The sequence below is a fragment of the Saprospiraceae bacterium genome (assembly GCA_026129545.1).
Taxonomy (GTDB): Bacteria; Bacteroidota; Bacteroidia; order Chitinophagales; family Saprospiraceae; genus M3007.
Genome location: JAHCHX010000002.1, coordinates 730638 through 755398 on the forward strand (window position 1 = coordinate 730638; position 24761 = coordinate 755398).

20 protein-coding genes and 1 pseudogene are annotated in these 24761 nt (G+C 53.3%); 9 read left to right on the forward strand and 12 right to left on the reverse strand.

Annotated elements, in window-relative coordinates; genetic code table 11:
* The first annotated feature begins 105 nt into the window (after positions 1–105).
* From KIS77_17440 to KIS77_17460, 5 genes are all read left to right on the forward strand, one after another.
* Entirely contained in the window at positions 106–462 is a 357-nt protein-coding gene (locus tag KIS77_17440; protein ID MCW5924110.1) for a hypothetical protein, read from the forward strand.
* A 437-nt stretch (positions 463–899) separates the two neighbouring features.
* Positions 900–1544, forward strand: a complete 645-nt coding sequence (locus tag KIS77_17445) for a CoA pyrophosphatase (GenBank protein ID MCW5924111.1) — start codon at positions 900–902, stop codon at positions 1542–1544.
* A 207-nt stretch (positions 1545–1751) separates the two neighbouring features.
* Positions 1752–2453, forward strand: a complete 702-nt coding sequence (locus KIS77_17450; protein MCW5924112.1) for a response regulator transcription factor — start codon at positions 1752–1754, stop codon at positions 2451–2453.
* A complete protein-coding gene (locus KIS77_17455; protein MCW5924113.1) occupies positions 2450–3838 on the forward strand; it encodes a HAMP domain-containing protein in 1389 nt (462 codons plus the stop codon). Before KIS77_17450 ends, KIS77_17455 begins: the two co-directional genes overlap by 4 nt.
* 298 nt (positions 3839–4136) lie before the next feature.
* Positions 4137–8549, forward strand: a complete 4413-nt coding sequence (locus KIS77_17460) for an HYR domain-containing protein (GenBank protein ID MCW5924114.1) — start codon at positions 4137–4139, stop codon at positions 8547–8549.
* A 95-nt stretch (positions 8550–8644) separates the two neighbouring features.
* On the opposite strand, the gene KIS77_17465 is transcribed toward KIS77_17460, so the two are convergent.
* Together KIS77_17465 and KIS77_17470 are read right to left on the reverse strand one after the other, a co-directional pair.
* Positions 8645–9730 carry a Gfo/Idh/MocA family oxidoreductase gene (locus tag KIS77_17465; protein MCW5924115.1) on the reverse strand — a complete coding sequence of 362 codons (1086 nt, stop codon included), beginning with the start codon at positions 9728–9730 and terminating at the stop codon, positions 8645–8647.
* Between the two features lie 187 nt (positions 9731–9917).
* On the reverse strand, positions 9918–11102 hold the full coding sequence (locus KIS77_17470; GenBank protein ID MCW5924116.1) for an amidohydrolase family protein: 1185 nt from the start codon (positions 11100–11102) through the stop codon (positions 9918–9920).
* Positions 11103–11308: 206 nt separating this feature from the next.
* On the opposite strand from KIS77_17470, the gene KIS77_17475 reads away from it, so the two are divergent.
* Positions 11309–11758: a hypothetical protein gene (locus KIS77_17475; protein MCW5924117.1), complete on the forward strand. Its 450-nt coding sequence runs from the start codon at positions 11309–11311 to the stop codon at positions 11756–11758.
* Positions 11759–11886: 128 nt separating this feature from the next.
* Here KIS77_17475 and KIS77_17480 read toward each other — a convergent pair whose 3' ends face one another.
* From KIS77_17480 to KIS77_17520, 9 genes and pseudogenes are all read right to left on the reverse strand, one after another.
* Positions 11887–12621, reverse strand: a complete 735-nt coding sequence (locus tag KIS77_17480) for a hypothetical protein (GenBank protein ID MCW5924118.1) — start codon at positions 12619–12621, stop codon at positions 11887–11889.
* 791 nt (positions 12622–13412) lie between these two features.
* Positions 13413–14639 carry a hypothetical protein gene (locus KIS77_17485; GenBank protein MCW5924119.1) on the reverse strand — a complete coding sequence of 409 codons (1227 nt, stop codon included), beginning with the start codon at positions 14637–14639 and terminating at the stop codon, positions 13413–13415.
* A gap of 115 nt (positions 14640–14754) precedes the next feature.
* Positions 14755–16327, reverse strand: a pseudogene (locus tag KIS77_17490) (excinuclease ABC subunit UvrC).
* Positions 16328–16383: 56 nt separating this feature from the next.
* Entirely contained in the window at positions 16384–16977 is a 594-nt protein-coding gene (locus tag KIS77_17495) for a Crp/Fnr family transcriptional regulator (protein MCW5924120.1), read from the reverse strand.
* Positions 16978–17079: 102 nt separating this feature from the next.
* A complete protein-coding gene (locus tag KIS77_17500) occupies positions 17080–17475 on the reverse strand; it encodes an SRPBCC domain-containing protein (protein ID MCW5924121.1) in 396 nt (131 codons plus the stop codon).
* Positions 17476–17524: 49 nt separating this feature from the next.
* A complete protein-coding gene (locus KIS77_17505) occupies positions 17525–17899 on the reverse strand; it encodes a hypothetical protein (GenBank protein MCW5924122.1) in 375 nt (124 codons plus the stop codon).
* A gap of 280 nt (positions 17900–18179) precedes the next feature.
* Entirely contained in the window at positions 18180–19022 is an 843-nt protein-coding gene (locus tag KIS77_17510; GenBank protein ID MCW5924123.1) for a helix-turn-helix domain-containing protein, read from the reverse strand.
* A gap of 65 nt (positions 19023–19087) precedes the next feature.
* Positions 19088–19531 (reverse strand): YHS domain-containing protein, encoded by a 444-nt coding sequence (locus tag KIS77_17515; GenBank protein MCW5924124.1) that lies wholly within the window; start codon positions 19529–19531, stop codon positions 19088–19090.
* 119 nt (positions 19532–19650) lie between these two features.
* A complete protein-coding gene (locus KIS77_17520) occupies positions 19651–20202 on the reverse strand; it encodes a carboxymuconolactone decarboxylase family protein (protein MCW5924125.1) in 552 nt (183 codons plus the stop codon).
* Between the two features lie 381 nt (positions 20203–20583).
* Between KIS77_17520 and KIS77_17525 the strand changes: the two genes are divergently transcribed.
* The 3 genes from KIS77_17525 (at position 20584) to KIS77_17535 (ending at position 23889) form a co-directional block, all read left to right on the forward strand.
* Positions 20584–20868 carry a GNAT family N-acetyltransferase gene (locus KIS77_17525; GenBank protein ID MCW5924126.1) on the forward strand — a complete coding sequence of 95 codons (285 nt, stop codon included), beginning with the start codon at positions 20584–20586 and terminating at the stop codon, positions 20866–20868.
* A gap of 135 nt (positions 20869–21003) precedes the next feature.
* Positions 21004–23466: a TonB-dependent receptor gene (locus KIS77_17530; GenBank protein MCW5924127.1), complete on the forward strand. Its 2463-nt coding sequence runs from the start codon at positions 21004–21006 to the stop codon at positions 23464–23466.
* 27 nt (positions 23467–23493) lie between these two features.
* On the forward strand, positions 23494–23889 hold the full coding sequence (locus tag KIS77_17535; protein ID MCW5924128.1) for a hypothetical protein: 396 nt from the start codon (positions 23494–23496) through the stop codon (positions 23887–23889).
* A gap of 182 nt (positions 23890–24071) precedes the next feature.
* Here KIS77_17535 and KIS77_17540 read toward each other — a convergent pair whose 3' ends face one another.
* Positions 24072–24761: a 16S rRNA (uracil(1498)-N(3))-methyltransferase gene (locus KIS77_17540; protein ID MCW5924129.1), complete on the reverse strand. Its 690-nt coding sequence runs from the start codon at positions 24759–24761 to the stop codon at positions 24072–24074.

The window sequence follows — 24761 nt, forward strand, 5'->3', positions numbered from 1 at the left end:
TCGAACCGTCGCACTTTGCCATTTGGAAGACCATCCCGAAAGCCCGCGCTCCACCGCGACCGCTAAAACGCTTTCGCAAACATTGCTTAATCAAATCATTACACCATGCGCCCCCCTTCAGTTTGCAACATTGCCTGCCTGATTGCGCTGTTCTACCTTGCGCCGTTCGCTTGCAAGTCGAAAGTGAACCCCTGCGTACAGTCACTTGCCGAACGCGACGCCGCCCTCTTGCGCCACGTTGATTCTTTGATGATGGGCCGTGCGGCAATGCCCGTCGAAACTTACCGTGCGGCATTGGAGCAGTTGCGCGCCCAAGAGCAGCAACTTTTTCAAGCGGCCAACGACTGCGATTTTGGCAAGGACTTGCAGGCCTACAACTATTGGCATCGCGGAAGGCTGAAATTTCCAAGCAAAATCGAACAGGAATGGCAGCGCCTCGAACACGCTCCCATCGAGAAATGATGGGAGCGCCATAAAAAAAAGCCGCAGGACGGAAAGCGCCTGCGGCCTCATTGTTGGTTTGTTGTTTATGCGGCTGTGAAGGGAGGATTCGAACCTCCACGGGGCGATTAGGTTCCGTTTGACCGAAACTTTGTTTCGTGCTCCCCACCCCCGAGACAGGAGGGCTTGGCTGCCAATTTCAACACCTCACATTGTTGTTTCGGATTGCCGACCTTATTTTTAAAAACCATCAACAATCAAGAACTTTGATGCGACAAAGGTAGGCGCATCGCTTTTTTCTTTGCAAATTTTTTAATTATTTTTTTAAAAAAATACATTATTTGCAAAATAAAAAAAGATTTGTTTCCAAATTCAAAACATGAGCCGTGTTAGGCGACGTATTTTTTTCAATTTGACAACAAAGCCCGCACTCGCCCGTTGAAGCAACTTTCAAAAAAATGATTTCGACCGATAGTTTTATAGAAACGCTCCGCCGACGCCTTGCCAGCCCGCTGCCCGGCGCGGAGGCTCAGTTCAAAATGGCGTTTGCCCGCCGCGCCGAGGAGCTGCGACTCAACCCCGTGCCGCCCCCCAACGCAAAGGTGGCTTGTGTGCTCAACCTGCTTCACCAACACGACGGGCACTGGCGCACCGTGCTGATAGAGCGCACGGTGAACCCGCGCGACCGGCACAGCGGCCAAGTGAGTTTTCCCGGCGGTCGCTACGAGGAGCAGGACGGCGACTTGGTGAACGTGGCGCTCCGCGAGGCGCATGAGGAGGTGGGCGTGTCGCCCGTGGAAGTGGAGGTGCTGGGGCGGCTCACCGAGCTGTACATCCCTGTGAGCAACTATGTGGTGCACCCGTTCGTGGGCGTATTGCTTGGCGCACCTATGTTCAGGCCACAGCCGGGCGAGGTGGAAGCGATACTGACACCACCAATTGACTTATTTTCGCAGCCGGAAAATCGAAAAATGACCGACCTCCCCGTGGCGCAAGGCGTCAAGCTAAAGGAAGTGCCTTACTTTGAGGTGGAAGGGCGCATCGTGTGGGGAGCGACGGCCATGATTATGAGTGAGTTTGTGGAGTTGATACGAGTGCCCTGATAAGCGACTGTCGTGGCGCGATATTTTTCACAATTACGAACTAATGCGAATAGTGGGTTGAAGAGGCCGTCTCACAAGTTTAAAGTTCGACGGGATTAACAAGATTTACAGTTTTTTTTACCCGAAAAAGGGCGTGAATCTTGTCAAACAAACATCACTTATGAGATATCCTCTTCAACCAATTGTTCGCGTAACTATCCAATCGCAATGAATACAGCCAGCGTGTTGCTCATAGAAGACGAACCCAAATTAGCTGCTCCGGTAAAAAAGTGGCTGGAGGAGAATGGGTTTGAGGTCGAGCTCGCTCCCGACGGAGCCGTGGGGAGGCATCTGGCGCAAGCCAACAAGTACGACATCGTGTTGCTCGACCTGAACCTGCCTTTTGTAAGCGGTCACGACGTATGCCGGTCCATCCGCGCCACGCACCCTCAGTTGCCAGTCATCATGGTGACGGCGTTGGGCAGCGTGGAGCAAAAGCTGACAGGGTTCGACGCGGGTGCCGACGACTATATCGTGAAGCCGTTCGACTTCCGCGAGCTGCTGGCACGGATGCGGACGTTGCTCAAACGCACCCCCGGGGTGCCTGCCGAATCGGAGTCGGGGGAGCTGCTGCGCGTGGCGGACCTCGAATTGAACACGGGCTTCAAGACCGTGACACGCGCTGGCAACCCCATCGCACTCACCGCCAAAGAATACACCCTGCTCGAATACCTCGTGCGGCGCAATGGCCGCGTGGCATCCAGACACGAAATCGTGGAAAACGTGTGGGACGTGAATTTTGACACTGGCACCAACGTGGTGGAGGTGTATATCAATTTCTTGCGCAAGAAGATAGACCGCAACTTCGAGCCAAAACTCATACACACCAAACAGGGCTTGGGATACTTCATAAAGGCGCTCTCGACATGAACATCCGCACCCAACTCACCCTGCGTTTCACGGCGATAGTGGCCACCATACTGCTGGGCTTTTCGCTGGCGGTCTATCTGCTGTCCGAAGACTATCGCAAGGAAGAGTTTTTCAATCGGCTGGAGAGCCGCGCCGTAACCACCGCACGGCTTTTCGTGAGTGTGCAGGAGGTAGATGTCAAGTTGTTGCGCATCATTGATAGAAACTCCATCCATGCCTTGTTCGAGGAGAAAGTATTGATTTTTGACCCCAAGGACAGGCTTGTCTATTCCAGTTCCGAAAACTTGGACGACACTTACCCAGCCGAGATGCTGAGCCAGATTCGCAAGCGACGAATCCTGGAATTTGAGGAGGGCGACATGGAATGCGTGGGCATTGTTTATGAGGATGCACAGGGTGAGTTCGTGGTCGTTGCTTCTGCCTACGACCGTTATGGGCGCAGCAAGTTGAACAATTTGCGCAACGTGCTGCTTGCTGGCCTCGTCATAGGCATTCTGATTATCTTGGCAACGGGTATCATGTTTGCAGGGCAGGTGTTGCAGCCCTTGGCACGCATCAATGCCGAGGTGCAGAGCATCAGCGCAGGCAGCCTTGGCCGCCGAGTGGACGAGGGCAACCAACGCGATGAGATAGCGCAACTGGCCATGAATTTCAATGATATGCTGCAACGGCTGGAATCGGCCTTTGAAATACAGCAGCAATTTGTGAGCAATGCCTCACACGAGTTGCGCAATCCCTTGGCTGCCATCACGAGCCAGCTCCAATTGATGCTCGACAAGGAACGCAGCCCGGAGGAATACCGACAGGCGCTCCAGTCGCTGCTCGACGACACGCGCACCTTGGTTGAACTGACCAACGGGCTGCTCTCGCTCGCCCAATCGGGCGTGGAAAAGCAGCGATTCACCTTCACACAAGTGCGCGTGGACGAGACCCTTTTCGCCGCACAAAACGAATTGGCCAAGGCTCACCCCAACTATCGCTTCCTCATCGAATACGACACCTTCCCCGAAGACGAGGCACAACTGACGATTGCCGGAAACGAGCACTTGCTGAAAACGGCCTTCCTCAACCTGATGGACAATGCTTGCAAATTCTCCAACGACCGCACGGTGCGCATCGGTTTTTGGGCCAAAGAGAGCAATATCAATATCTCTTTTAGCGACAATGGCGCTGGCATCACCCCAGAGGAGCAAGAAATGATATTTACCCCCTTCTATCGAGGCAGCAACACCCAATCGTCGGTGAAGGGCTATGGCATCGGGCTTTCGCTGTGCCACCGCATCGTGCAGCTCCATCAAGGGAGCATCAAAGTGCAATCCGTACCCGGCAAGGGTAGCCGGTTTGACTTGATTTTCCCGCTATTTCCTTCCCCAAAAGCATTTTAATTATCTTTTAATTTCGCTTTAATGCACTCCTTTGGCGAGCAAAAGACATTTGTTTTGTCATTTCAGAATGTCATAAATTTTTCAAACGATACAATCCGCTTTTCGCGGGAGGTTTTTCATTCGTAGGCGAAAGGCGCTTTCAAAGGAGAGCGCCTTTTCGTTTTTAGGCAAAGCCCATTTTAAGGACTTTTAACCCGTTTTTAATCAATTTTTTAAATTCCGGTGATTTTCGGCAAGGTTTTGGGCGGTGGGTGAGGATTCATTTTTTCCATTAATCACTCACCATCTCATTAACACGATGCGATTATTTCTTGTACTCTGTCTCCATGCCCTGTTGCAAACAAGTGGCATGGCCCACGCGCCTTTCACGGTTTCAAATGCTGCATCAGCTCACCCAAACCATACCGCCGACCGAATCGGCGAAGAGGCGCACAAGCCTCTGGCGCTCACCCTTGAGGTGGATTCTATCCACCATGTCAACTGCTTAAGAGCAACAGGCTACCTTGCGGTCGTCGCCAGCGGCGGCGTGCCCGGCTACACCTACACTTGGAGCAATGGCAACTCCGGGCCTGTGTCGCCCAATCTCGCGCCCGGCACCTACACCATCACCGTGACCGATGCGACGAGTGCGACCGCCACCGTCAGCGCCACTATCCTTCAAGACTTCGCGTTCCCCTCGGCCAACGCGGGTGCCGATTTCACAGTGCAATGCTCCAACACCCAAACTACCCTGAATGGCTCCGGTTCCGTCGGCCCAGAGTTCACCTATCTGTGGACGGCCTCCAACGGCGGTGCTATCAAATCCGACACCTTTACGCTCAACCCCACCATCAGCCATATCGGTACTTTCACGCTGCGCGTAACGAACACCACCAATGGCTGCACCACAACCGATGCGGTCATCGTGACCTCCAATTTCACGCCGCCAGCAGCAGTAACGATGGGGGGCATTATCACTTGCGCACAGACTTCAGTCGTGTTGAGCGCCACTTTTAACCCTATCAATGCGTCTTTTGTGTGGACAGGGCCGGGCGGTTTCAGCTCGCTTCAACAACAACCCAAGGTCAATGTGCCGGGTATTTACACGTTCGCGCTTACAGATACCATCACGACGTGTACGAGCTATACGCCCGCTTTGGTTGCGATAGATACGGTAGCCCCAACAGCGACGGCTAGCGGCGGTGGTGTTATCACTTGTTTGCAACCCACCGTCCAACTTTTTGGCAGCGGCACGCCCGCGGGTGTCACCTTCAATTGGACCGGCCCAGGTGGCTTTAACTCGCCCATCCCGAACGTCAGTGTAAGTGCGGGCGGCACCTATATCCTCACCGTCACAAGGCCCACCAACGGCTGCACAGACACGAGCTCCGTTGTCGTGATTGCCGACAACACACCTCCTACGGCATCAGCCTTCGTCAATGATGTCTTGACTTGCGCTGTCAACACAGTACAAATTTTCGGCAACGGCTCGCCAGCAGGTGTCGGCTTTTCTTGGACGGGTCCAGCTGGCTTCAATTCCTCTCAACAAAACCCATTCGTCATTTTATCGGGTGTCTATACGCTGACCGTAAAAAACCCCTCCAACGGATGTTTTTCAACGGCTACCGTGACGGTGACTTCAAATTTCACCCCCCCCGGCGCATCTGCGACGGGCGGCGTGAAAACGTGCGCCAACCCCAGCGTCATCCTCAACGCCAATTCTCCGACATCAGACGTGACATATTTTTGGACAGGCCCCGGTGGTTTTGCTTCCTTGCTGCAAAACCCCACGGTGAGTATAGCAGGCCAATATACAGTGACCGTCACCAACCCCGTCAACGGCTGCATCAGCACCGCAACCGCCACCGTGACGCAAAACTTGATTCCGCCAACGCTCACCGCAACTTCCGCCACTGTCACCTGCTTCAATCCCAGCCCTAATGTCAATGCGACTTCGCAGACCTTCGGCGCTACTTTCGCATGGACAGGCCCCAATGGTTTTACGGCAAACATTCCAAATCCACAGGTCACAGAGGGCGGTTATTACACCGTTACGGCCACCAACCCAGCCAACGGTTGCACTACCCTCTTGAATGTTTTTGTCAACCAGAACAATATGCCGCCCTTTGTGTATGCAGGGGAAGACCGCGCCATCAACTGCATTTTCACCACTATACTGGCCAACCCTCTCGGCACCTCGCAAGGGAGCAATTTTTCCTATCAATGGACCACCTTGGATGGCAATATAGTGGGAGGCGAAAACACGCTCTACGCACGCTTCGACACGTCAGGCACCTACACGCTGACGGTAGTCAACAATCAAAATGGCTGCTCTGCATCCGACGACATGGAAGTAACCATTTCCACCCCCGTCGGCGCCACCACCACCCTGCTGAACGCCGTCACTTGTCATGGCGGCAGCAACGGTTCAGTAAGGGCAACAGGCAGCGGCGGCAACACCATTTATAGCTACGCTTGGTCAAATGGCGCACAAACGGCAACGGTCAATAATTTGCCCGCAGGCACCTACACCGTCACTGTCACCGACGGCGAAGGATGTACAGGTACTGCCTCCGTCACGGTGACCCAACCAGCCGTGCTACAAGCCAATGTGACCGTCACGCACCAAACGATGGCCGGACTTGACAATGGGACGGCTACCGTCACACCTTCCGGTGGTGTAGGCCCCTACACCATTCTTTGGAGCACCGGGGCAACAGTGGCGGCCATCGGCGCACTGCCTCCCGGCACCTACTCCGTCACCATTACCGACAGCAGAGGTTGCACCCAAGTCAACACCGCCACAGTCAATGAAGTAAGCTGCTCCATCACAGGCGTGGTGGCAGCCGTCAATCTGAATTGTTTTGGCATCAACAACGGCTCTGCCACCGCCAGCATCACAGGAGCATCTGGCAATGTGAGCTACGCTTGGTCGAACGGCACCAGCCAACAAACGGCCTCCAACCTCGCCCCCGGCACCTACACGCTCACCGCAACCGATGCCATCGGCTGCTCCATCACATTGACGACTCAAATTGCCAGCCCCCCACAATTGCTGACCAGCGTGGCAAACCAGACCAACGTGGGTTGCGCAGGCGAGACAAATGGGGCGGCCACCGCAGGCATTTCCGGCGGCGTTGCTCCCTATACATTTGTTTGGTCAAACGGCGACACGGATGTGACTGCCAACGACCTCGGTGTCGGCATCGTGACCTTCACCGTGACAGATGCCAATGGCTGTACCGCAAGCCAAACCGTGCAAATAGTGGTGGGAGACGACACTCCCCCACAATTGGTCTTGAAAAATGCCGCCGTCGCGTTGGATGCCAACGGGCAGGCTACTGTCGCCGCCGATATGTTTGATGATGGCAGCACAGACAATTGCGGCCCTATTGCCAGCTGGAGCGTCAGCCCAAGCACTTTTGATTGCAGCGACCTCGGCACTCGCACCGTCACCCTCACGGCTACCGACGAAAACGGCAACACCGCCACAGGCACCACTACCGTGGAAGTGACCGACAACATCGCACCGACAATGACCTGTCCGCCCAATGTGAGTGTAGGCATCTGCGATGCCATTGTGGACTATCCGCTCCCTCAAGTGACCGACAACTGCCCTGTGCTCGTCACACCCGAACTTCAAAGCGGCTTGGTGTCGGGTGTCAGCTTCCCAGCCGGGGTCACAGAACAAGTATTCTCCTACACTGACGCAGGTGGCAACAGCGCCACTTGCAGCTTCACGGTGACTGTAGCCGAGGACATCAGTGTCGCGGCAACATCTATCCCAGCCAGCTGCACCAGCTTATGCGACGGCAGTGTGCTGCTCAACATCACGGGCGGTCATGCACCTGTCGCCGTGACGTGGGACAATGGGCAAACTGGCAACTTCCTCGATGACCTCTGCGCAGGCAACTATGAGGCCACCCTGACCGATGCTTCCGGCTGCTCTACCACTCAAACCATTGTAATTATTGAGCAAGACACCGAAGCGCCCAACCTGACCTGCCCCGACGATGTCGCAGCAGGCTTATGCAACCCTATCGCTATTTTCTCACTCCCACAAGTGTCTGACAACTGCGCGGTGGACCTTGTGCAACTTGAGTTGGTGGACGGATTGCCCTCTGGCTCGACCTTCCCGCTCGGTGCCACGACGCAGACCTTCCGCTACACCGACGGAGGCGGCAATGTGGGCGAATGCACTTTCACCGTGACGGTACATCCGCAGATGAATGTTGCGGTGGAACAAGTAAGCGGCAACACAGGCGGTGGCAATGGCAGCATCTCCATCAACGTAACAGGCGGGTTAGCGCCCTACCTATATGCTTGGACGCTCAACGGGGTGCCGTTTGCCAATACGAAAGATTTGAACAACCTCTTTGGCGGAGAATATGCCGTCACGGTGACCGATGCCACCGGCTGCACCGTGGCCAGCGGCCTCATCACCGTCACGGGTGCTGCGTCCACTGTGTCGCCCAACAGCGATTTGACGTGGAGCCTGTATCCCAATCCTGCCGCCTCGGAAGTGTTTTTGAAAATCAACGAGCCTGTGTCGGGCAATGTGCGCCTCTCTATTTTTGATGCCACTGGGCGTTTGTTGCGCGAGCAGGAATGGAGCGCGCTACACCAAGAGCCGGTTCAAATCAGTTTGGCCGAGCTGCCCGATGGTTGGCTGCTGTTCAGACTTGCCGATGCGCAAGGTTTCCGCGTGAAGACACTCGTGAAAGCGCAGTGAGAATTTGAGAATCAAGGTGTAACTCATTTCGTTGAAGTAGTTACAGCTTAGATAGCAGCGAGGCGGCGACTCACCATCGTCGCCTCGCTTTGCATTTAAAGGATTACTCTCCGGCCTTCTCTTGCCGACAATTGGATGGCTTCCACCACCCGAATGTCGCGCAGGCCTTCCTCGCCCGGCACGATAACGGCGGTGTTGTTGACAATCGCAAGCGCGTCGTCGTCCATCTGCTTGGCCTGCTGGTTGGGGATTTTCAGGGCGAGTTTGCCCCTGTTGGACTCGCCTTGAATGCCGCTGTATGCTTGGAAAGGGTCGAGCCGATACCAGCCTTGCTCGGCGGTGACGTACAGATAATTCATGCTCATGCCGAGGCTGGTGGCGCAGTTGGCCAATGCGCCCGATGGAAACTCCAGCTGGAAAATCGTGGTCTCGTCCACATCGGAATAAATTTCCGGGCGAGTGGTTTTTTCCTGAGCCAGCACAGCTAGCGGCTCTTCCCCAGTGACGTATCGGGCCGCGTTGAGCGAGTACACCCCCATATCGTACATAGCGCCGCCGCCCATAGCGCGGTTTTGCTTCCAATGGTCGGTGCGAGGGTCGAAGTAGCCCGCCGCCACCGAAATCATCTTTATTTTCCCGAAAGTCTTGTTGCGGCCATACCCGATGATTTCCTGCGTGTTCGGCTCGTGTTGCATCCGGTAGCCGATGGTGAGTTTCACTTTGTTGTCGGCACAGGCTTTTATCATGGCTTCACATTCTGAAGCCGTCATGGCCATCGGTTTTTCGCACCAGACGTGCTTGCCCGCGTTGGCCGCTCTGATGGTGAATTCTTTGTGGAGCACAGGCGGAAGCACTACATACACCACATCTATGTCGGGATTGTCGGCAATGCGGTCAAAATTGCGGTAATCGTAGATGTTTTTGTCGGGCAGGTTGTGTTTTCGCTTCCATCGCTCCGCCTTTTCGGGCGAGCCTGTCACGATGCCCGCGAGGTGGCAGTGTGCTGTCAGTTGCAAGGCTGGCGCGAGAATGTCAGTGCTGTAATAGCCCAGCCCCACTAGCGCCACGCCGAGACTTTCTTTTTTTCTTTTGGGCAAAATTTGGGAAATGCCAACCGCGGCAGCACCAACGACCACAGTGCCGATGGCGGCTTGTTTGATGAATTTTCTGCGTTTTATCATGGCTGTTTCAATTTTTTTCACAGACCAGATGTGCCCATCATCCTTGATTCGTCAGGATTGGGCACCTCACCACGATTGCTATCCTTGATTTTGAACACTCTCGATTGCGCTTTTTCCCATGCTTAAAACTCGGCGGCGCGAGACATATCACACTATCACACTACCTATTGCCCCATCGTGTTTCAGCCTATACCAATCTTCTCACACTTGCCTGCGCACTCAATTTCATACCGGCCTCCATTCCTTGCAACAGCAGCACACCCGGCACCTTCCCTTCCTCCAAACTACCCAGCGTGTCATCAAAACCCAGCGCCTGTGCACCGTTCAAAGTCGCCCAGCGCAGCAGGGTCTCAAATGGCACATAGCTCTGATATAGAGCAATTGTTTTCATCTCCTCCAGAATGGACAGTTGCCAATTCGAGGTGAGGCTGTCGGTGCCGATGGTGACGCGGGCATTGGCATCGAGGAAATGCTGGTAGTGAGGTAGGCGGTTTTCGATGTACAGATTGGCATTCGGACACGTTGCCCAAAAAACCTTGTGACTCCATGCGTGGGCCGCCTCTATATCGGCTTTGGAGGTCAGGGTATTGTGAACGAAAAGCGTGCGGTGGGCGGGGTTGAGATGCTCCAGCGCATAGTGAATGGAGGGTTTGCCTGTGGGTTGAAAATGCTCGAGCGAGATGCCGAATTTTCCATAAAAATCGAAAAATGCCCCCCTACCCTGCTCAAAAAGCTCATTCTCCGGCGGCGTTTCTTGGTTGTGAATGCTCACCGTGACGGGTGCGGCGGGTGCGTTGAAATCGTTGATTTTTTGAAACAGCCGTTGGCTCACCGAATAGGGCGCGTGAGGCACCAGCGAACGGGCACTGCCGGGTGCCAGTTCGATTTGCTCATACACCGCCGACCAGTCGGCAAAAGCCTTGTCCGCGCCGGATGTTTGCAAGAAGTCGAAGAGCTCGACAAAAGTGTGGTAGCGCATTCGGCCCTTGGCCTTCACGGCAAAGGTGTCGGGGGCGTTGGAGATGTCGCCCAGTGCCACGATGCCGCCTGCCAACATCTCGGCTTCTGCTTGCGCGATGGCCTCGGCAATGAACTCAGACGCGGCGTTGCGCTGTGTCACCACGCTTGTGATGAAAGGTATCAGCCCCGTGCCAGTATGCACCTTGCCTTTCATGTGGGAGAGCTCGAGGTGGCAATGGGTGTTCACGAACCCTGGCGTGAGAATGCCCCGGTGTATTTCCAGACTGGCGGGGTCGTGTTGGTCGCGGCGTTCGAGGGCGAGGATTTTGCCCGTAGGGTCGGTGATGACCACGCCCTGTGCGATGGGCGGGCGGGCTATGGGAAAAACCAAGTCGGCGGAGATTTTGCGCATGGCGTGTAGAGCGTATCGTGGGACAAAAGTCGTTTTCCGCGCTGAAAAAACAATAATCTTGTTGGAAAAGGGCGTAGGATTGTGCTCCGCTCAACGCATGTTCGGGGTTAATGCCCCCCCCCATCAGGATTTCAGTCGGTGCATCGCTCGCTCAATTCACGGCATTTGTTCCGTAAATTATCGGGTTGCAGTTCCGCAAAACGAGGATGCTCACCCTCTACGAAATTGATTTTCATAAAAAATGCGAATCAAGAGTTGGAAAATCCAAAGTGTTGAAAATCATATTTTTAAGCACCCACGTTTACGAAACTTTCAAAAGTTTCGTAAACGTAAGTCGCTTCATCGGCAGCGGCAACATCGCACACAACCTGCGCCTGAGCATGGAGCGCCTGCGCACAGGCGACACCCGGCCCTACGACTGGGCTGTGGAATTCGACAATTGGGCAAAGGAAAAAATCGCCAGCCGCGACTTCCAAACGCTCGTGACCTACGAAAAGGCAGGCGAAGTAGGCAAACTCGCCGTGCCGACGACCGACCACTACATCCCGATGCTCTACAGCCTCGGCCTCGCAGGCGAAAAAGAGGAAATCAAACAAACTTATGAAGAAGTGACGCTGGGCGGGATAAGTATGCGGACGTTTCAGGTGGGGGTGTAGTCCTCCAGGACAAACGGTAGAGTAAAAAAAGCCCAGCAGGGTTTAAAGCCCGCTGGGAAAATGAATTTATTCAGTTTTACCGATTGATTACCGGTTGTCACCACGTTTGATTCAGCCTTAACTACATTTTACCAATTAGAATCGCATTTGGAACGAGTTTGGAAACTTGTAAAACCGCCTTCCAACTCCTTGATAGTATTCTTAGGGTATCCGTGCTCACAAATTATGCAATACGACCAAGTCGAAGGATTAATTTTCATGCCAACATGTAAGTCTTTACGGAACCAACCATTAGGTCCCCAGTTCATGCGAGTAGTGACTTTGCCGGTACCTTTTACTCGAAGTTTCTTACAACTTACCTCAGCATAGTCACGGCTAAAACCGTTTGAAATTTCTGTTTTGTCCAACCGAACAACCATTTTGGCTTTCGCCGCTTCCAGACCGACCAAAATATCATCGGAGAAGCTCATACCGTATGCTACATCGTCCACATTGTCAGTGGTGGCCTGAATGTATTTGAGATATACGGTTACGATTTTTCTGCCGTCGGGGAGCGATTGTTTGAAGACGTCATCATGACTATCTTCTTCTACGACAAGACCTTCACTTTCGGTTGTCCAATTTGCATTAACAGTTTCGGCGTTGAACAAGTCCACGAGGCTTTGTTCATTTGAAGCGATGTGGACGGTAAAAATTGTTCCATTTTGAGTATCATAGATTGTAAAATCTTTTTCAAAACGACCTTCTGATTCCTCAGAGAGAAGGATGGTTTCAACATTTTCTTCCTCTTTTTGGCAAGCCGTGTAAATCGCCGCTATAATCACGAGCAGCGAAAGCGCGAGCAATTGAATGTGCTTTTTCATGTTGTTGAGAATTTTGAAAGTTAAAAATTTTGGTGGTTTTTCCCAACTCTACTAAGCTGAACTGGGAGTGGCTTTTTCGACACTGCCCCCCGAGCAGCGACGAAAGGCGAAAGGTTACGGTGGATGCATAATAGCTTCGGCGTTTTAAGTAATGGTGAAAATGGTTTTTTGGGGCGGTTCAAAAGGGTAGTTTTCTGACGAGTTACTCTTCCCAAAAGGCAAGCGAGTCTCTGGCAGCCCAAGCCATCCAGTGACTTGGTTGCTGTTTTGCCCGGAGGCTGACCTGTCTTGTACGCGGGAACGAAAGGTTTTTTATGTGGATGATACAGGGTTGTTTTTCGTTTTGGTTGAACAAATATCAACTCACGATTTCAGTTTTCCTAATGGTTTTTGATCGTTTAAATCACATTAAATTGAAAGAATTAAAATGAAATAGTTTGGCTCTACCCTGTTGGTTTTCAATGCCATAAGTATCCTGACAAAAAGCAAATACTTGTGTTGGGAATTTTATTGGGAGGGGGGGCAGGGCAAACGCATCAAAACACAACCGACCTCGGAGAGGTCAAATGTTGGTAGAAATGGTGTGTTTTTGTGATCATTATCACGACCTCGGAGAGGTCAAATGTCTATCGCAGCAAACAGGTCACCAACATTCGACCCCGCTGGGATCGTAAACACCGCGGAAATGGGGCGTTTCTACCAACATTTGACCTCTCCGAGGTTTGTGCCATTTTGATGCGTTTGCCCTGGGAGGGGGGGGTAATAAAATTGCGACGCTGTGCAAACATTTTTCAATGCTCTTCCCCTCCCTTTTTGCGGAGCAAAAATTTCAAATCTTTTGGTTCTAGCTCTTGCGGGTAATTGTCCGCGGTGTACACTCCTGTTGTCATTTCTTCGAAGACCTTTTCAGTTTCTTTGCGCATAATCGAGACACCTGATTTGAGGGTTCGGCCTTCATTGCCTGTGGAAGAATAGATGCATGGGATGTAACGCCGCTGTTGCAGGTCTGAACCGTCGCCAATTCGCCCAATCAAGTGGAGATGTTTGTAGTCATTGTCGAAATCCAATACGACACACGTGTGGTTGAAAATTTCTATCCTCCCTTTTTTGAATTCGTGTCGTGTCCCTTGGTAGCGCAAGTTGTACTCGCTGGGTATGCAAATCTTGCCGCGCCGTATAATTCCGTTTACATTGGCAGAGTAGATGTACCAATTTCCAAATAGGCCGCCGATACGATATTCGTTTGAGCCGTTGAGAAACCAGTCTACAGGGATACCGCGTACCAAGCTTCGGCCACAGTAGCGGTCGAAATAACGGTTGAGAAATGCTTCATCAGGCTCGTCGCCATCTTGGTTTTCGCGAACAAGTAATACAGCAACCATTGTTGGCACAGCCGATGCATTGACAGTGAGACAAAGCCCCGGAATGAAATTCAAATTGTTCTCTTCAACAGTGCCCACGTTGAAAATGAACTGACTAATCTTGTACTCATCTTCTACTGCGCAGAATAAGTTCATGTTTTTTAGCGCCGCTCTCCCACCTGTCAATTCAGGTGATAATTCACCTACGACTCTGGTTTCACCTGCCCCCAATTGCATCTTGCTGCTGCGGACGCTCCATGCTCCGTTGCGTTTTTCACGCCAATAAAGGCGATACCAGCCAAAGTATGGGTCTAATTTCATCACTTCGGGGTCTTCTACGCTGGCAAAGATTTTTTGTTTCATCTCTTCATCGGGCAGGTAGTCGCACAATCCAGAAATAGCGACTTTGCTCATGGCTACTGTATTTGGGCTGGGCGTTCTTTCTATCTCACGCTTAAGTTTTTTTACTGGTTCGAGGCCAATCTCGACGATTTGCGCGAGCATTTCGAGCTTGGCGCCATTTGTCAGGTTTTTGATTTTGTCCATGCGTTCATCGCAGAACTTTTGCCAAACCCCACCCCACAGGGTTTTTGCCATGTGGAATGGGACATCAAGGTTGGTAGGCCTTCCAGGGCGGCTGTCGTTGGTGTTGGGCATAGTTGGTTAGGTTTGTTAAGAAGCAGGTGGTTTATCGCGGTTTCTCAAACAAATGTATCCTCCACTTTCTCTCAATCCAAGAAGTAAGAAATGAAAATGCATCCTCGTGACATTATTAAATGAAATGTATTTTCACCTTCCCCGCCGCCGCCTTCCCCACCACCTTCTCCACCTCGGCCATTTCCGCCGCCCGTAGCCGCGCCAGCGAGCCGAAATGCTGCAAGAGTTTCTCTGCCGTTTTCGCGCCGATGCCGGGGATTTCGGTCAGTTCGGTTTTGATAAAATTTTTGCTGCGCTGGTTGCGGTGGAAAGTGATGCCGAATCGGTGCGCCTCGTTGCGGGCTTGCTGGATGAGTTTGAGGGATTCTGACTTTTTATTGATAAGCGCCGGCACGGGGTCGTCGGGGAAGAAGATTTCTTCAAGGCGCTTGGCGATACCGACAACAGTCATTTTACCTTCCAAATCGAGCGCTCGCAGGCTTTTCATGGCCGCGCTGAGTTGACCTTTGCCGCCATCTATAATGACAAGTTGCGGCAAGCCCTGACCCTCGGCGAGCAGGCGTTTGTAGCGGCGATAGACGACCTCCTCCATCGAGGCGAAGTCGTTGGGGCCTTCCACCGATTTCACGTTGTAGTGGCGGTAGTCGCGCTTGGCGGGTTTGGCGTTTTTGAACACGACGCAACTCGACACGGGGTTGGTTCCCTGTAAGTTGGAGTTGTCGAAACACTCAATCCAAAGCGGCACTTCTTCCATGTGCAGGTCGGCTTGCAAAGTGCGCAGGATGCGCTCGGCGGAGGTCTGTTTGCCGGTGGCGCTTGCCTCCTGCTTTTCCTTTTGCAGTAGGTGCTACTGCACGTTTTTTTCCGAAAGTTCGAGCAGTTTTTTCTTGTCGCCGATTTTGGGGACGGTGATGACAACTTGCGGCGAACTTTCCGAAAGTCGCAAACTTTCGGAAAGTTGGGCTTGCGGCAACTCGAACGGCACGATGATTTCCGGCGAAAGGCTATTGCAGATTTTCCGCCGCCCGCTGCATTTCTTCTTTCAAATGTGCCTTCACGGCGGCGAAATTGCCTTTCAGGATGTTTTTGATTTGCTCGATTTTTCGATTGTACGATTCTTCCGTTTCCAAACCCACGCAGGGCACCGCGCAGTTTTTGATGTGATATTCGAGGCAGGGTTTGAATTTACCTTTTGAAATATTTTCCTGAGAAAGATGGAGCGTACAGGTGCGGAGTTGGAAGAGTTTGCGAATCAACTCGATGATTTGGTCCACATTGAATTTGTGCAGGTAAGGGCCGAAATAGGTGGAGCCGTCCTTGATGACTTTCCGCGTCAGGAACACGCGTGGGAATCGTTCGCTTTTGATGCAGACGTAAATCAGGGGCGATTTTTCGTCTTTCAGCATCACGTTGTAGCGTGGCTGGTGTTTTTTGATGAGCGAGTTTTCGAGCAGCAGCGCGTCGTGCTCCGTCTCCACGATGGTGAACTCGATGTGGTGGGCGTGGCGCACCAGCACTTTCGTCTTGGCGAGTTGGTATTTTTTGTCGCCGAAATAGGAGGAAAGGCGGTTGCGCAGGTTTTTCGCCTTGCCCACATAGAGAATAACGCCCTCTGCATCCATGTATCTGTAAATGCCGGGCGCGGTCGGGGTGCCGGGCGCGAAGTCTTTGAACTGCTCGTTGGTCATTGAGGCAAAAATAGTTTGCTCGTGCAAACAGACAAGCCAAAAGAAGTAAAGTGCGTTCACAATCGCGCCTTCATCCGGCTCAGCGTCTCCGGCGAAATGCCGAGATACGACGCGACGGCTTTGTTGGAAAGGCGGGTGAGCAGATGGGGCTGGCTTTCGTAGAGCCACCGGACGCGCTGCTCCGCGTCCATGCTCACAAAACTGCCGATGCGCTCCACCGAGCGGGTGTAAGAGAGTTCCAAATTCTTCTGATAAATATGCGCAAACTGTGGCACGGCCTCCACGAGTTTGAAAAAATTGTCGCGGCTGATGGCGAGCAACTCCAAGGGCTCGAGCGCCTTGAAACTTTCTTTGGCGGGTTTTTGATGGATAAAACTGCTCAATTCCGTGACCCATGTGCCTTCAAACACAAAATCCCTTGTGGCTTCATCGCCGTTTTTGTCCAAATAAAAAATCTGAATCGCGCCTTTGTTCGTGAAATAGCAGTAGCGGCACACGTCGCCGAAATTAAGCAAGAGTTCGCCGCGCTTGGCTTTCGCGGGCTTAAAATGCGAAAGCACGAAGTTCAACGATGCGTCGTCGGCTTCCACACGGGCGCGGATATAGTCGGTGAGGCGTTGGAACATGGCAGCAAAAATACGTGGCGCCACCGTCATTTCTGTTTTGAAAAATCAGTGTTCGCAAAAATGAAAAAACGGTTACTAAACTTTTGGAGGTTTAGCAACCGTTTCAAGAAACAGCTCATATAGTTATCAATGACTCGCCAAGTACGCCCGCCATTTGTCCCAGTACCATTCGCTCCAGCCTTTTTCTATGGAGGCTGCTTCTTCTGACGGCAGATTGGCCTGACTGAGATAAACGTGCGTGTCGCCGCCTTCGGCTTCAAATCGAAGCGTCAGAACGGTGTTTTGCGACTCCGGCCAGTTGGCGGGTTTCCATGTTTGCACGATGAGGCTGTTAGGCTCAAGATGCAGGTTTTTTCCAAAACAATAGCCGCCGTAGAGGCTAAACACCGCGCCAGTTTCCTCCCGGATTTCGGCAGGCGCGCCAGTGGTGGCAGCGTGTTGTTCGGCGTTCATGTAGAGATTGTAGAGCACCGAAGGCTCCACGTTGGAGAAGGTGATTTTTGCAGAAATAGTGGTGAGCATGGTGTGGAAAATAGCGATGAGTTATTGGTTATCAATTATTTGAAAAAATTTAGCCGACAAGTCGCTTGTCGCGGGCAAAAGCGGCGGCGTACATCAGCAGGCCGCCAATCATGTTCGTGTTGCGGAAAATGTTGAGCATATCCATCTGGTCGGTGGCGGCTTTGGGAGCGTGGACGAACACGATGACGATGAGAATATAGAGCGCCATGAGCAGAGCGGCGAGTTTGTCGTATTTGCCGATGATGCCGCTCACGATGAAGGCGAGAATGCAAGCGCCTGTAAAGTAATTCCAGAAGTAGGGAAAGGGTAAAAACTTCGGAACGAACTGCTGCACACCCACGTCGGGCAGGGCTAAATGCAGCATGACGTACATCGAAAAAGAAAGAATAAATAGCCAGCGGCCAAGACTTAATAGTTTGTTCATGATGTGAAAAGAGTTGGTTGAAAAATCTAGGGCAAAGGTCAGCCCCACTCTTTCCACGAGTCTTGATAAATGTCAACGTTTTCTGCCGCCGTTGGCGTCTCCACCTTACAACAACACCGCGCTCGAGACCCGACAAAAACTGGTTTCGTTTGTTGGACGTCGGGTCCGCCTCATGCTGTTGGCAAGACCTAATTGGTACGCAAGGTGTATGTTGGGCATATCGTGTTCGAGTGCAACGACGAAAAACCCAAGAGTGGGGGGAGAGCCCCCCGTCCGTGATTCACGCTTTCAACTGTTTCTTAAAATCCGAGGGACTTTGGCCCGCCATTTTTTTGAAAAAACGGCTGAAATGCGCAGGTTCTTCAAAGCCGAGGTCGAATGCAATTTCGCTGTTGGGCCGGTTGGTGTACATCAACTGGCGTTTGCCTTCCAGTAAAATGCGTTCGGAGATGATTTGCAGCGGGCTTTTTTGGCCGTAGCGGGCAAAGAGGTTGCTGAGCGTTTTCGGCGATTTGAACATCAGCCGAGCGTAGTCCTGCACTTGGTGGAGGTTTTTATAGTTGTTTTCCACAAGCATATTGAACTGCCGCGCCAGGTCCAATTCAGGTTCGTTGACGGCGTCGTTGAGAAACTGTTTTTTTGCTAAACGAGTGAGTTTGATGATGAGGCGTTTGAGCAAAACGCGCAGCATTTCGCCCTGAATATTGTCTTGTGTCTCAAACTCTTCCCGAAAAACCTGCGTCAACAAGTTGAACTGCCGCGTGTCGGCCTCGGCGGGGAAAATCGGCTCCACACCGCGCCAGCCGTAGAACAACAGCCCCGCGCACGACACCTCTTGGTCGTGGTCGACGATACAATAAAACTCGCGGTTGAACTGCCACACCACCGCGTCTGTCGGGCGTTCGATTCGGAACGAGTGGCTCACATTGAGACTCAAAAAAGCGTTTTCGGGAAAATGATACGCTGATTCGTCCACCGTAATGGTCTGCGCCAAGCCCCGGTTCCACACGATGGCGAGTAGTTTTTGGTCGCGTTCGCGAAAAAAATACCGCTCGAACGAGGGATGCTCCACCGCCATCAAAAATTGCCCGCCAACGGCTGGCTCTTTGTACTCGTAATGCATGTTTTATATCAACTTAAATGGCGTCTACTAAACTTTTAAAAGTTTAGTAAACGTGACACGGGTGCTTATTTCTTGACGGCGTTCGCCCAGTTTTTGTCGGCGGTCTGGATGTATTCCGCCCGTTTTTTGTTCCAGTCCGCTCGCACCGAAAGGTTGTAGTTGAGGTAGAGTTTGCCGTCCACGATGCTCCACGCCTGGGGTTCTGTTTTAGCAGGATAACCCTGTGCCCAGCCGTAAGCGCACCAGCCGCCATATTGTGGGGCGTATTTTTCAGGGTTTTGATGGAACAAGTCGCGGTTTTCAGCGGAAGCAAAATGCCAAGTCGCGTCGTTCCACTCGAATGTGATGTCCACCGCGCCTTTTAAAGGTTTGTTTTGGGTGAAATAGGCCACCGGGTCGTAGCCTTTGATAGCCCCGGCTTTGGTGGCGTGCACAGATTTGGTTTCGGTTTGGGCAAAAACGCCAACTATAAAAAAGAGAACTATGGCAAGCAAAAGTGTATATTTCATGAGTGAAAATTTAAATGAAGAATGGACTCAGGATTTGGGATTCAAACAAGGCTCGCAGGATTTGCAGGATTTGAAATGAAAAATCCGCAAACCCTGTAAGCCCGCCTTACAAACTTGTCTTACCCAGCGTAAGCCTCTTCCAAAACAGGTGCTACCGGGAAATCAATAGCGAACTGTGTCACACCATGGATGTAGTTGCTGATAATTTTGTCGCCTACAACAATGATGATGTCCACAAGGTTGGCCTCGTTGTAGCCGGCGGCGAACAAGGCTTGAGTGGCGGTGGCTTCGGGTTTGCCGCGACGTAGGGTGAGCGAACGGACAAAACGGGCGAGCGCGTCGAGTTTCGGGTCGAAAGAAGCCTCACCGCTGCGGATTTCAAGGATTTGTTCGTCTGTGAAGCCGTTCATTTTGCCCAGCACCGTGTGCGCCGATTGGCAGTAGCGGCAGTTGTTCACTTGACTGACGACGAGGTTGATGACCTCGCGTTCTTTGGCGCGGAGAGTGCTTTTACGATTTTGCAGCGCGAGATAATCGCCCAGCGCGGTGTCGCTTTTGGAAAAATAGGCGTATAGATTCGGCACAAAACCGAGGCCTTTTTGCAGGTTGTCAAAAAGCGTTTGGTTGTTTTCAGAAACTTGGTCGCGGGTGGGGACAGTAAACTGTGTCATCGTTTTTTCTTTTTAAGAATGTGAAAATGCTTGTTCGATTTGATGACACAAAGGTGGGGGCGCCCCGACCCGGTAGCGGTACCGATACTGCCCGACGACTTACCAATTTTTCCCGTACAGACCTTGATTTGATTTTAATTTGCAGCACAACGCCATGCTGGACGCTGGTTTTTGATGCACTTCCCCATCTGGGGCCTCTTTGTTTACATAAATTTTTTGACCAAAATGCTCCATCTCCGCCCCGCCACCATCGCCGACCTCGCCTTGCTCAAACACTGGGACGAGCAGCCGCACCTCGTAGAATCCGACCCGAACGACGACTGGGAATGAGAAACCGAACTGCTCCGCGCCCCCGATTGGCGCGAACAACTTATCGCTGAATTGGCCGGGCGGCCCATCGGCTTTGCGCAAATCATTGACCCGGTGCGGGAAGAAACGCACTATTGGGGCGATGTGCCCGACAATCTGCGGGCCATTGACATTTGGATTGGCGAAGCGGAAGATACCAGGAAAGGCTGCGGTTCCGACATGATGCGGTCGGCGCTTCGGCGCTGTTTCGCCGAGCCGGCGGTGGCGGCGGTACTGATTGACCCGTTGGCCTCGAACACGGCAGCGCACCGCAATACCAACTGGCGAGCTACCTCGGCATCACGCCGGATTCGCTGAGCCGGATTCGGAAGCGAATAATGGGCAAATAAATTTCGGCCAATCATCGCTTTCAAAACCACTTCTTACCCAAAGTCAATGAACCGCAGCCACGCTCGCCCTGACCTTTGCTTCAAATTTTAAAAGCAACGTCTTATGAAGCAAAAACTCGGTCTGACGGCCTGGCTTGTCGTCTTTTTCAGTTTCCAACTTTTTGGTCAAATCCCCACCCAAACCGTCCGAGGCACCGTGCAGGATGCCGACAGCGGGCTGCCATTGGTCGGGGCTACCGTGTCCCTGCACGCCGATGCTGCCCCAAACGGGGAGCACGGCAACGTCATCGGTGGCGTCACTGACGCGCAAGGTCGTTTCCGGCTCGAAAAAGTGCCGGTCGGCAGGGTCTCGCTGCGCGTGACCTACCTCGGTTACGATGCGCTTGCCATCCCGAACATCGTGGTCAACTCCGGCAAAGAGGTCGTGCTGGCGCTCGAGCTGCGCGAATCGGCCCACACGCTCGCGACGGCCACCGTCACGGCCGGCCGCAACAAGGGCGAAGCCCTCAACGAGATGGCGCTGCTCGGCGCCCGCGCCATCTCGCCGGAGGAAACCAACCGCTACGCCGGCGGCTTCAACGACCCCTCGCGCATCCTCGCCAACTTCGCAGGCATCACCAGCACGCAGGACGGCTCCAACGATATCATCGTGCGCGGCAACTCGCCCAAGTACGTCCAATGGCGACTCGAAGGCGAACAAATCACCAATCCCAACCATTTTGGCGACCAAAGCGCCGTGGGCGGCTCGGTCAGCATCCTGAACAACAACCTGCTCGCGGCCTCCGACTTCCTCACCGGGGCCTTCGCACCCGAGTTTGGCGACGTGCTCTCTGGGGTGTACGATGTGCGGTTGCGCGCGGGCAACAACGAGCGGTTCGAGTCGGTCGTCGGACTGGGGCTGCTGGGCATGGAAGCCACCCTCGAAGGCCCGTTCAAAAAAGATTACGGCGGCTCTTTTTTAGTCAACTACCGCTACTCCACGGCGGGGTTGCTCAGCCAATTGGGGCTGCTCGGCGACATCGGCGGGGTGCTCAAATTTCAAGACATGACCTTCAAACTCGTGCTCCCCACCCGCCACATGGGCGTTTTTTCGGTGTACGGGCTGGGGGGCTTGAGCACCTTCCGTTTTGAGGACGTGACCCCGGCCATCTGGGTGATTCCGGGCACGAACGCCTCCCGAGCCGAAATCCGAAACGATTTTGACAAAAAAGCGCACCTGTTCAACACGGGCATCAAACACGCCGTCAATTTTGGCGAAAAGACCATGCTCAACACCGCCCTCACCTACTCGAACGAGGGCATCGAAGACGACATTTTCGAGGCGGGCATCGTAAAATTGTACGACGACAAGGGCGTGTTTCTGCGCGACTCGGTCATCAGCAAACGGCTGAATTTTCAGGGTACTCTGCAAAAACCCGTCTGGCGTGCATCGGCCACGCTCCACCACAAATTCAACGCCCGGCACAAGGTCCAAATCGGCTCCAAGTACACCCTGTTCGACTACCGTTTCGCGCAGAGCCAACTGCGGGGCGCCGAAAACGAGCGGTTTGTGTTGCTCGATTTTGCCGAAAAAGTTGGCACGGTGCGCAACTTCGCCACCTGGAAATACCGGCCCACCGAAAAACTCTCCTTCGTGGCGGGCCTGCACAACATGAACGTGCTGCTCAACCAAAAGAGCACCCTCGAGCCGCGGCTCGCGCTCGAATACCTCCCCGCGCCGGCTTGGGCCGTCCGCCTCGGCTACGGCAAGCACAGCACCATGGAGAGCATCCACCACTATTTTGCCAAAGTGGAGCAGCCCGATGGCAGCGTCGCCGAGCCAAACCGCGACCTCGACCTGCTGAAAGCCGACCATTACCTGCTCGGTTTCGAGCGGCGCATCGGCAAGGATATGCGGGCCAAACTCGAATTCTACTACCAACGCCTCTACAACCTGCCCGTCGAGAACGTGGACACCAGTTATTTCGCCACCATCGTGGAAGGGCTGGACTTCCGCTATGTGGATTTGGTGAACGAAGGCAAGGGGCGCAACTACGGCGTGGAACTGACGCTCGAAAAGTTTTTCAGCCGCCACTACTACTTCCTGCTGAACGCCTCGTTGTTTGAATCCAAATACACCCCCCTCGACGGTCGTGAGCGCAACACGCCGTTCAACGGCAACTACATGGTCAACTTCCTCTGCGGCAAGGAGTTCCCCGGGTTGGGCAAGCGCAAAAACCAGACGCTCGGCCTGAACGCCAAAGTCTTTGTCGGCGGCGCCCGTCGCATCATCCCGCTGCTGCGCGACGCACAGGGCAATCTCGCCGCCGACCCCGCTGCCAACCGCTACTGGGACTACGACAAAGCCTACGAGACCGGTCTCGACACGCCCTATCAGGTGCTGCTGTCGGCGAGCTACAAATGGAACAAGCACCGGGCCACGCACGAGATTTTTCTCAACCTCGACAATATCACCAACCACAAGGGCCGGATTATGGAGTTCTACGACGCGAGCGAGCCGGGCAACATCGGCCACATGACGCAGTTCGGTTTTTTCCCGAACCTGATGTATCGGGCGTACTTTTGAGCCTATAAGCAAAAAGAATCAAACAGCATGGCCTCCATCATCACGTCATTTCTGGCAACACCACACAAGATTTTCCTCTTGGACGGCTTGGGGGCCATGCTCTCTGCGACCTGCTTGGGCATCCTCCTCCCTCGTTTCCCAGACACTTTTGGGGTGCCGCTGGGCATCCTTTTTCCTTTGGCAGGCGTGGCCTGCGTTTTTGCGGCGTACTCGCTTGCCTGTTATTTTTTGGCCCCCGTTCGGTGGCGGCCATACTTGGCCGGGATAGCGCTGGCTAACACGCTGTACGGTCTTCTGACCCTCTGGCTGGTGTTTGGGGCCGACCTTGACTTGCCCTTGTGGGGAAGCACCTATTTTGTGCTTGAACTGATTGTGTTGGCGGGTTTGATTTTTCTGGAGTGGGGCGTTGTTTTTAAAAAGTAAACTCCCGTCCGTCGAGGCGGCACGTTTTTCCAAACAGTCTCAATGTGGTTAAGTCAACCCAATTTAGCGGATGCGTTTACAGCAAGTTATACTTCGCGCCGTTAGGTTTTGGGCATGGCTGCAATCGCAATCTGTTCAAAATCAAGAATATCAATCATGTTCATCTAACAAATCCTAGCGAATCAAGGTATAAACACGCTCACTGCCAATATGCCAGCCGTCTCCGTGCGCAAGCGGGCGGTGCCGAGGCTGACTTCCTGAAAGCCCTGCTGAAGCGCCCACTCAATTTCGGCTGGCGAAAAATCCCCTTCGGGGCCGATGGCGACCACGGCGCTTTGCGTCGGCGAGAGGGTTGATTTTAGGTGTGGCAAAGGCGCGGAGGCGCACCAAGCAATGCGCTTTTGCGATGCCGAGGCGTTAAGGGCAAATGTTTGAAAACGAGTGAGTTCATTCAGTTTTGGCAGTCGGGCGCGAAGCGACTGTTTCATGGCGGACACAAGGATTTTTTCCAGCCTGTCCATTCGGATAGTGTCGCGTTCGGAGCGTTGGCAGAGCAAGGGGGTGATTTCGCCCACGCCGATTTCGGTGGCTTTTTCCAAAAACCACTCGAAACGCTCCATTTGCTTGGTGGGAGCTATGGCGATGTGCAGATGCGTGGAATGCTCGGGCGGGGTTGCTGTGGAGGAGAGGATATGGGCGAGGGCATGGCGTTTGCCCACTTCGGTTAGTTCGGCCTCGTGGAAAAAGCCCTTGCCATCGGTCAGTTGCAGTCGGTCGCCCGGCTTGCGGCGCAGCACGGTGAGCAAGTGTCGGCTTTCTTCCTCGTCGAGGTGCGCGAAGCCATGTTCGATTTTTGGCGCGTAGAAAAGCAT

Bases quoted from the DNA above. Each gene is read 5' to 3' on its own strand.
- KIS77_17440 (MCW5924110.1), top strand. From the start codon at position 106: ATGCGCCCCCCTTCAGTTTGCAACATTGCCTGCCTGATTGCGCTGTTC.
- KIS77_17445 (MCW5924111.1), top strand. From the start codon at position 900: ATGATTTCGACCGATAGTTTTATAGAAACGCTCCGCCGACGCCTTGCC.
- KIS77_17450 (MCW5924112.1), top strand. From the start codon at position 1,752: ATGAATACAGCCAGCGTGTTGCTCATAGAAGACGAACCCAAATTAGCT.
- KIS77_17455 (MCW5924113.1), top strand. From the start codon at position 2,450: ATGAACATCCGCACCCAACTCACCCTGCGTTTCACGGCGATAGTGGCC.
- KIS77_17460 (MCW5924114.1), top strand. From the start codon at position 4,137: ATGCGATTATTTCTTGTACTCTGTCTCCATGCCCTGTTGCAAACAAGT.
- KIS77_17465 (MCW5924115.1), bottom strand. From the start codon at position 9,730: ATGATAAAACGCAGAAAATTCATCAAACAAGCCGCCATCGGCACTGTG.
- KIS77_17470 (MCW5924116.1), bottom strand. From the start codon at position 11,102: ATGCGCAAAATCTCCGCCGACTTGGTTTTTCCCATAGCCCGCCCGCCC.
- KIS77_17475 (MCW5924117.1), top strand. From the start codon at position 11,309: ATGCTCACCCTCTACGAAATTGATTTTCATAAAAAATGCGAATCAAGA.
- KIS77_17480 (MCW5924118.1), bottom strand. From the start codon at position 12,621: ATGAAAAAGCACATTCAATTGCTCGCGCTTTCGCTGCTCGTGATTATA.
- KIS77_17485 (MCW5924119.1), bottom strand. From the start codon at position 14,639: ATGCCCAACACCAACGACAGCCGCCCTGGAAGGCCTACCAACCTTGAT.
- KIS77_17500 (MCW5924121.1), bottom strand. From the start codon at position 17,475: ATGCTCACCACTATTTCTGCAAAAATCACCTTCTCCAACGTGGAGCCT.
- KIS77_17505 (MCW5924122.1), bottom strand. From the start codon at position 17,899: ATGAACAAACTATTAAGTCTTGGCCGCTGGCTATTTATTCTTTCTTTT.
- KIS77_17510 (MCW5924123.1), bottom strand. From the start codon at position 19,022: ATGCATTACGAGTACAAAGAGCCAGCCGTTGGCGGGCAATTTTTGATG.
- KIS77_17515 (MCW5924124.1), bottom strand. From the start codon at position 19,531: ATGAAATATACACTTTTGCTTGCCATAGTTCTCTTTTTTATAGTTGGC.
- KIS77_17520 (MCW5924125.1), bottom strand. From the start codon at position 20,202: ATGACACAGTTTACTGTCCCCACCCGCGACCAAGTTTCTGAAAACAAC.
- KIS77_17530 (MCW5924127.1), top strand. From the start codon at position 21,004: ATGAAGCAAAAACTCGGTCTGACGGCCTGGCTTGTCGTCTTTTTCAGT.
- KIS77_17535 (MCW5924128.1), top strand. From the start codon at position 23,494: ATGGCCTCCATCATCACGTCATTTCTGGCAACACCACACAAGATTTTC.
- KIS77_17540 (MCW5924129.1), bottom strand. From the start codon at position 24,761: ATGCTTTTCTACGCGCCAAAAATCGAACATGGCTTCGCGCACCTCGAC.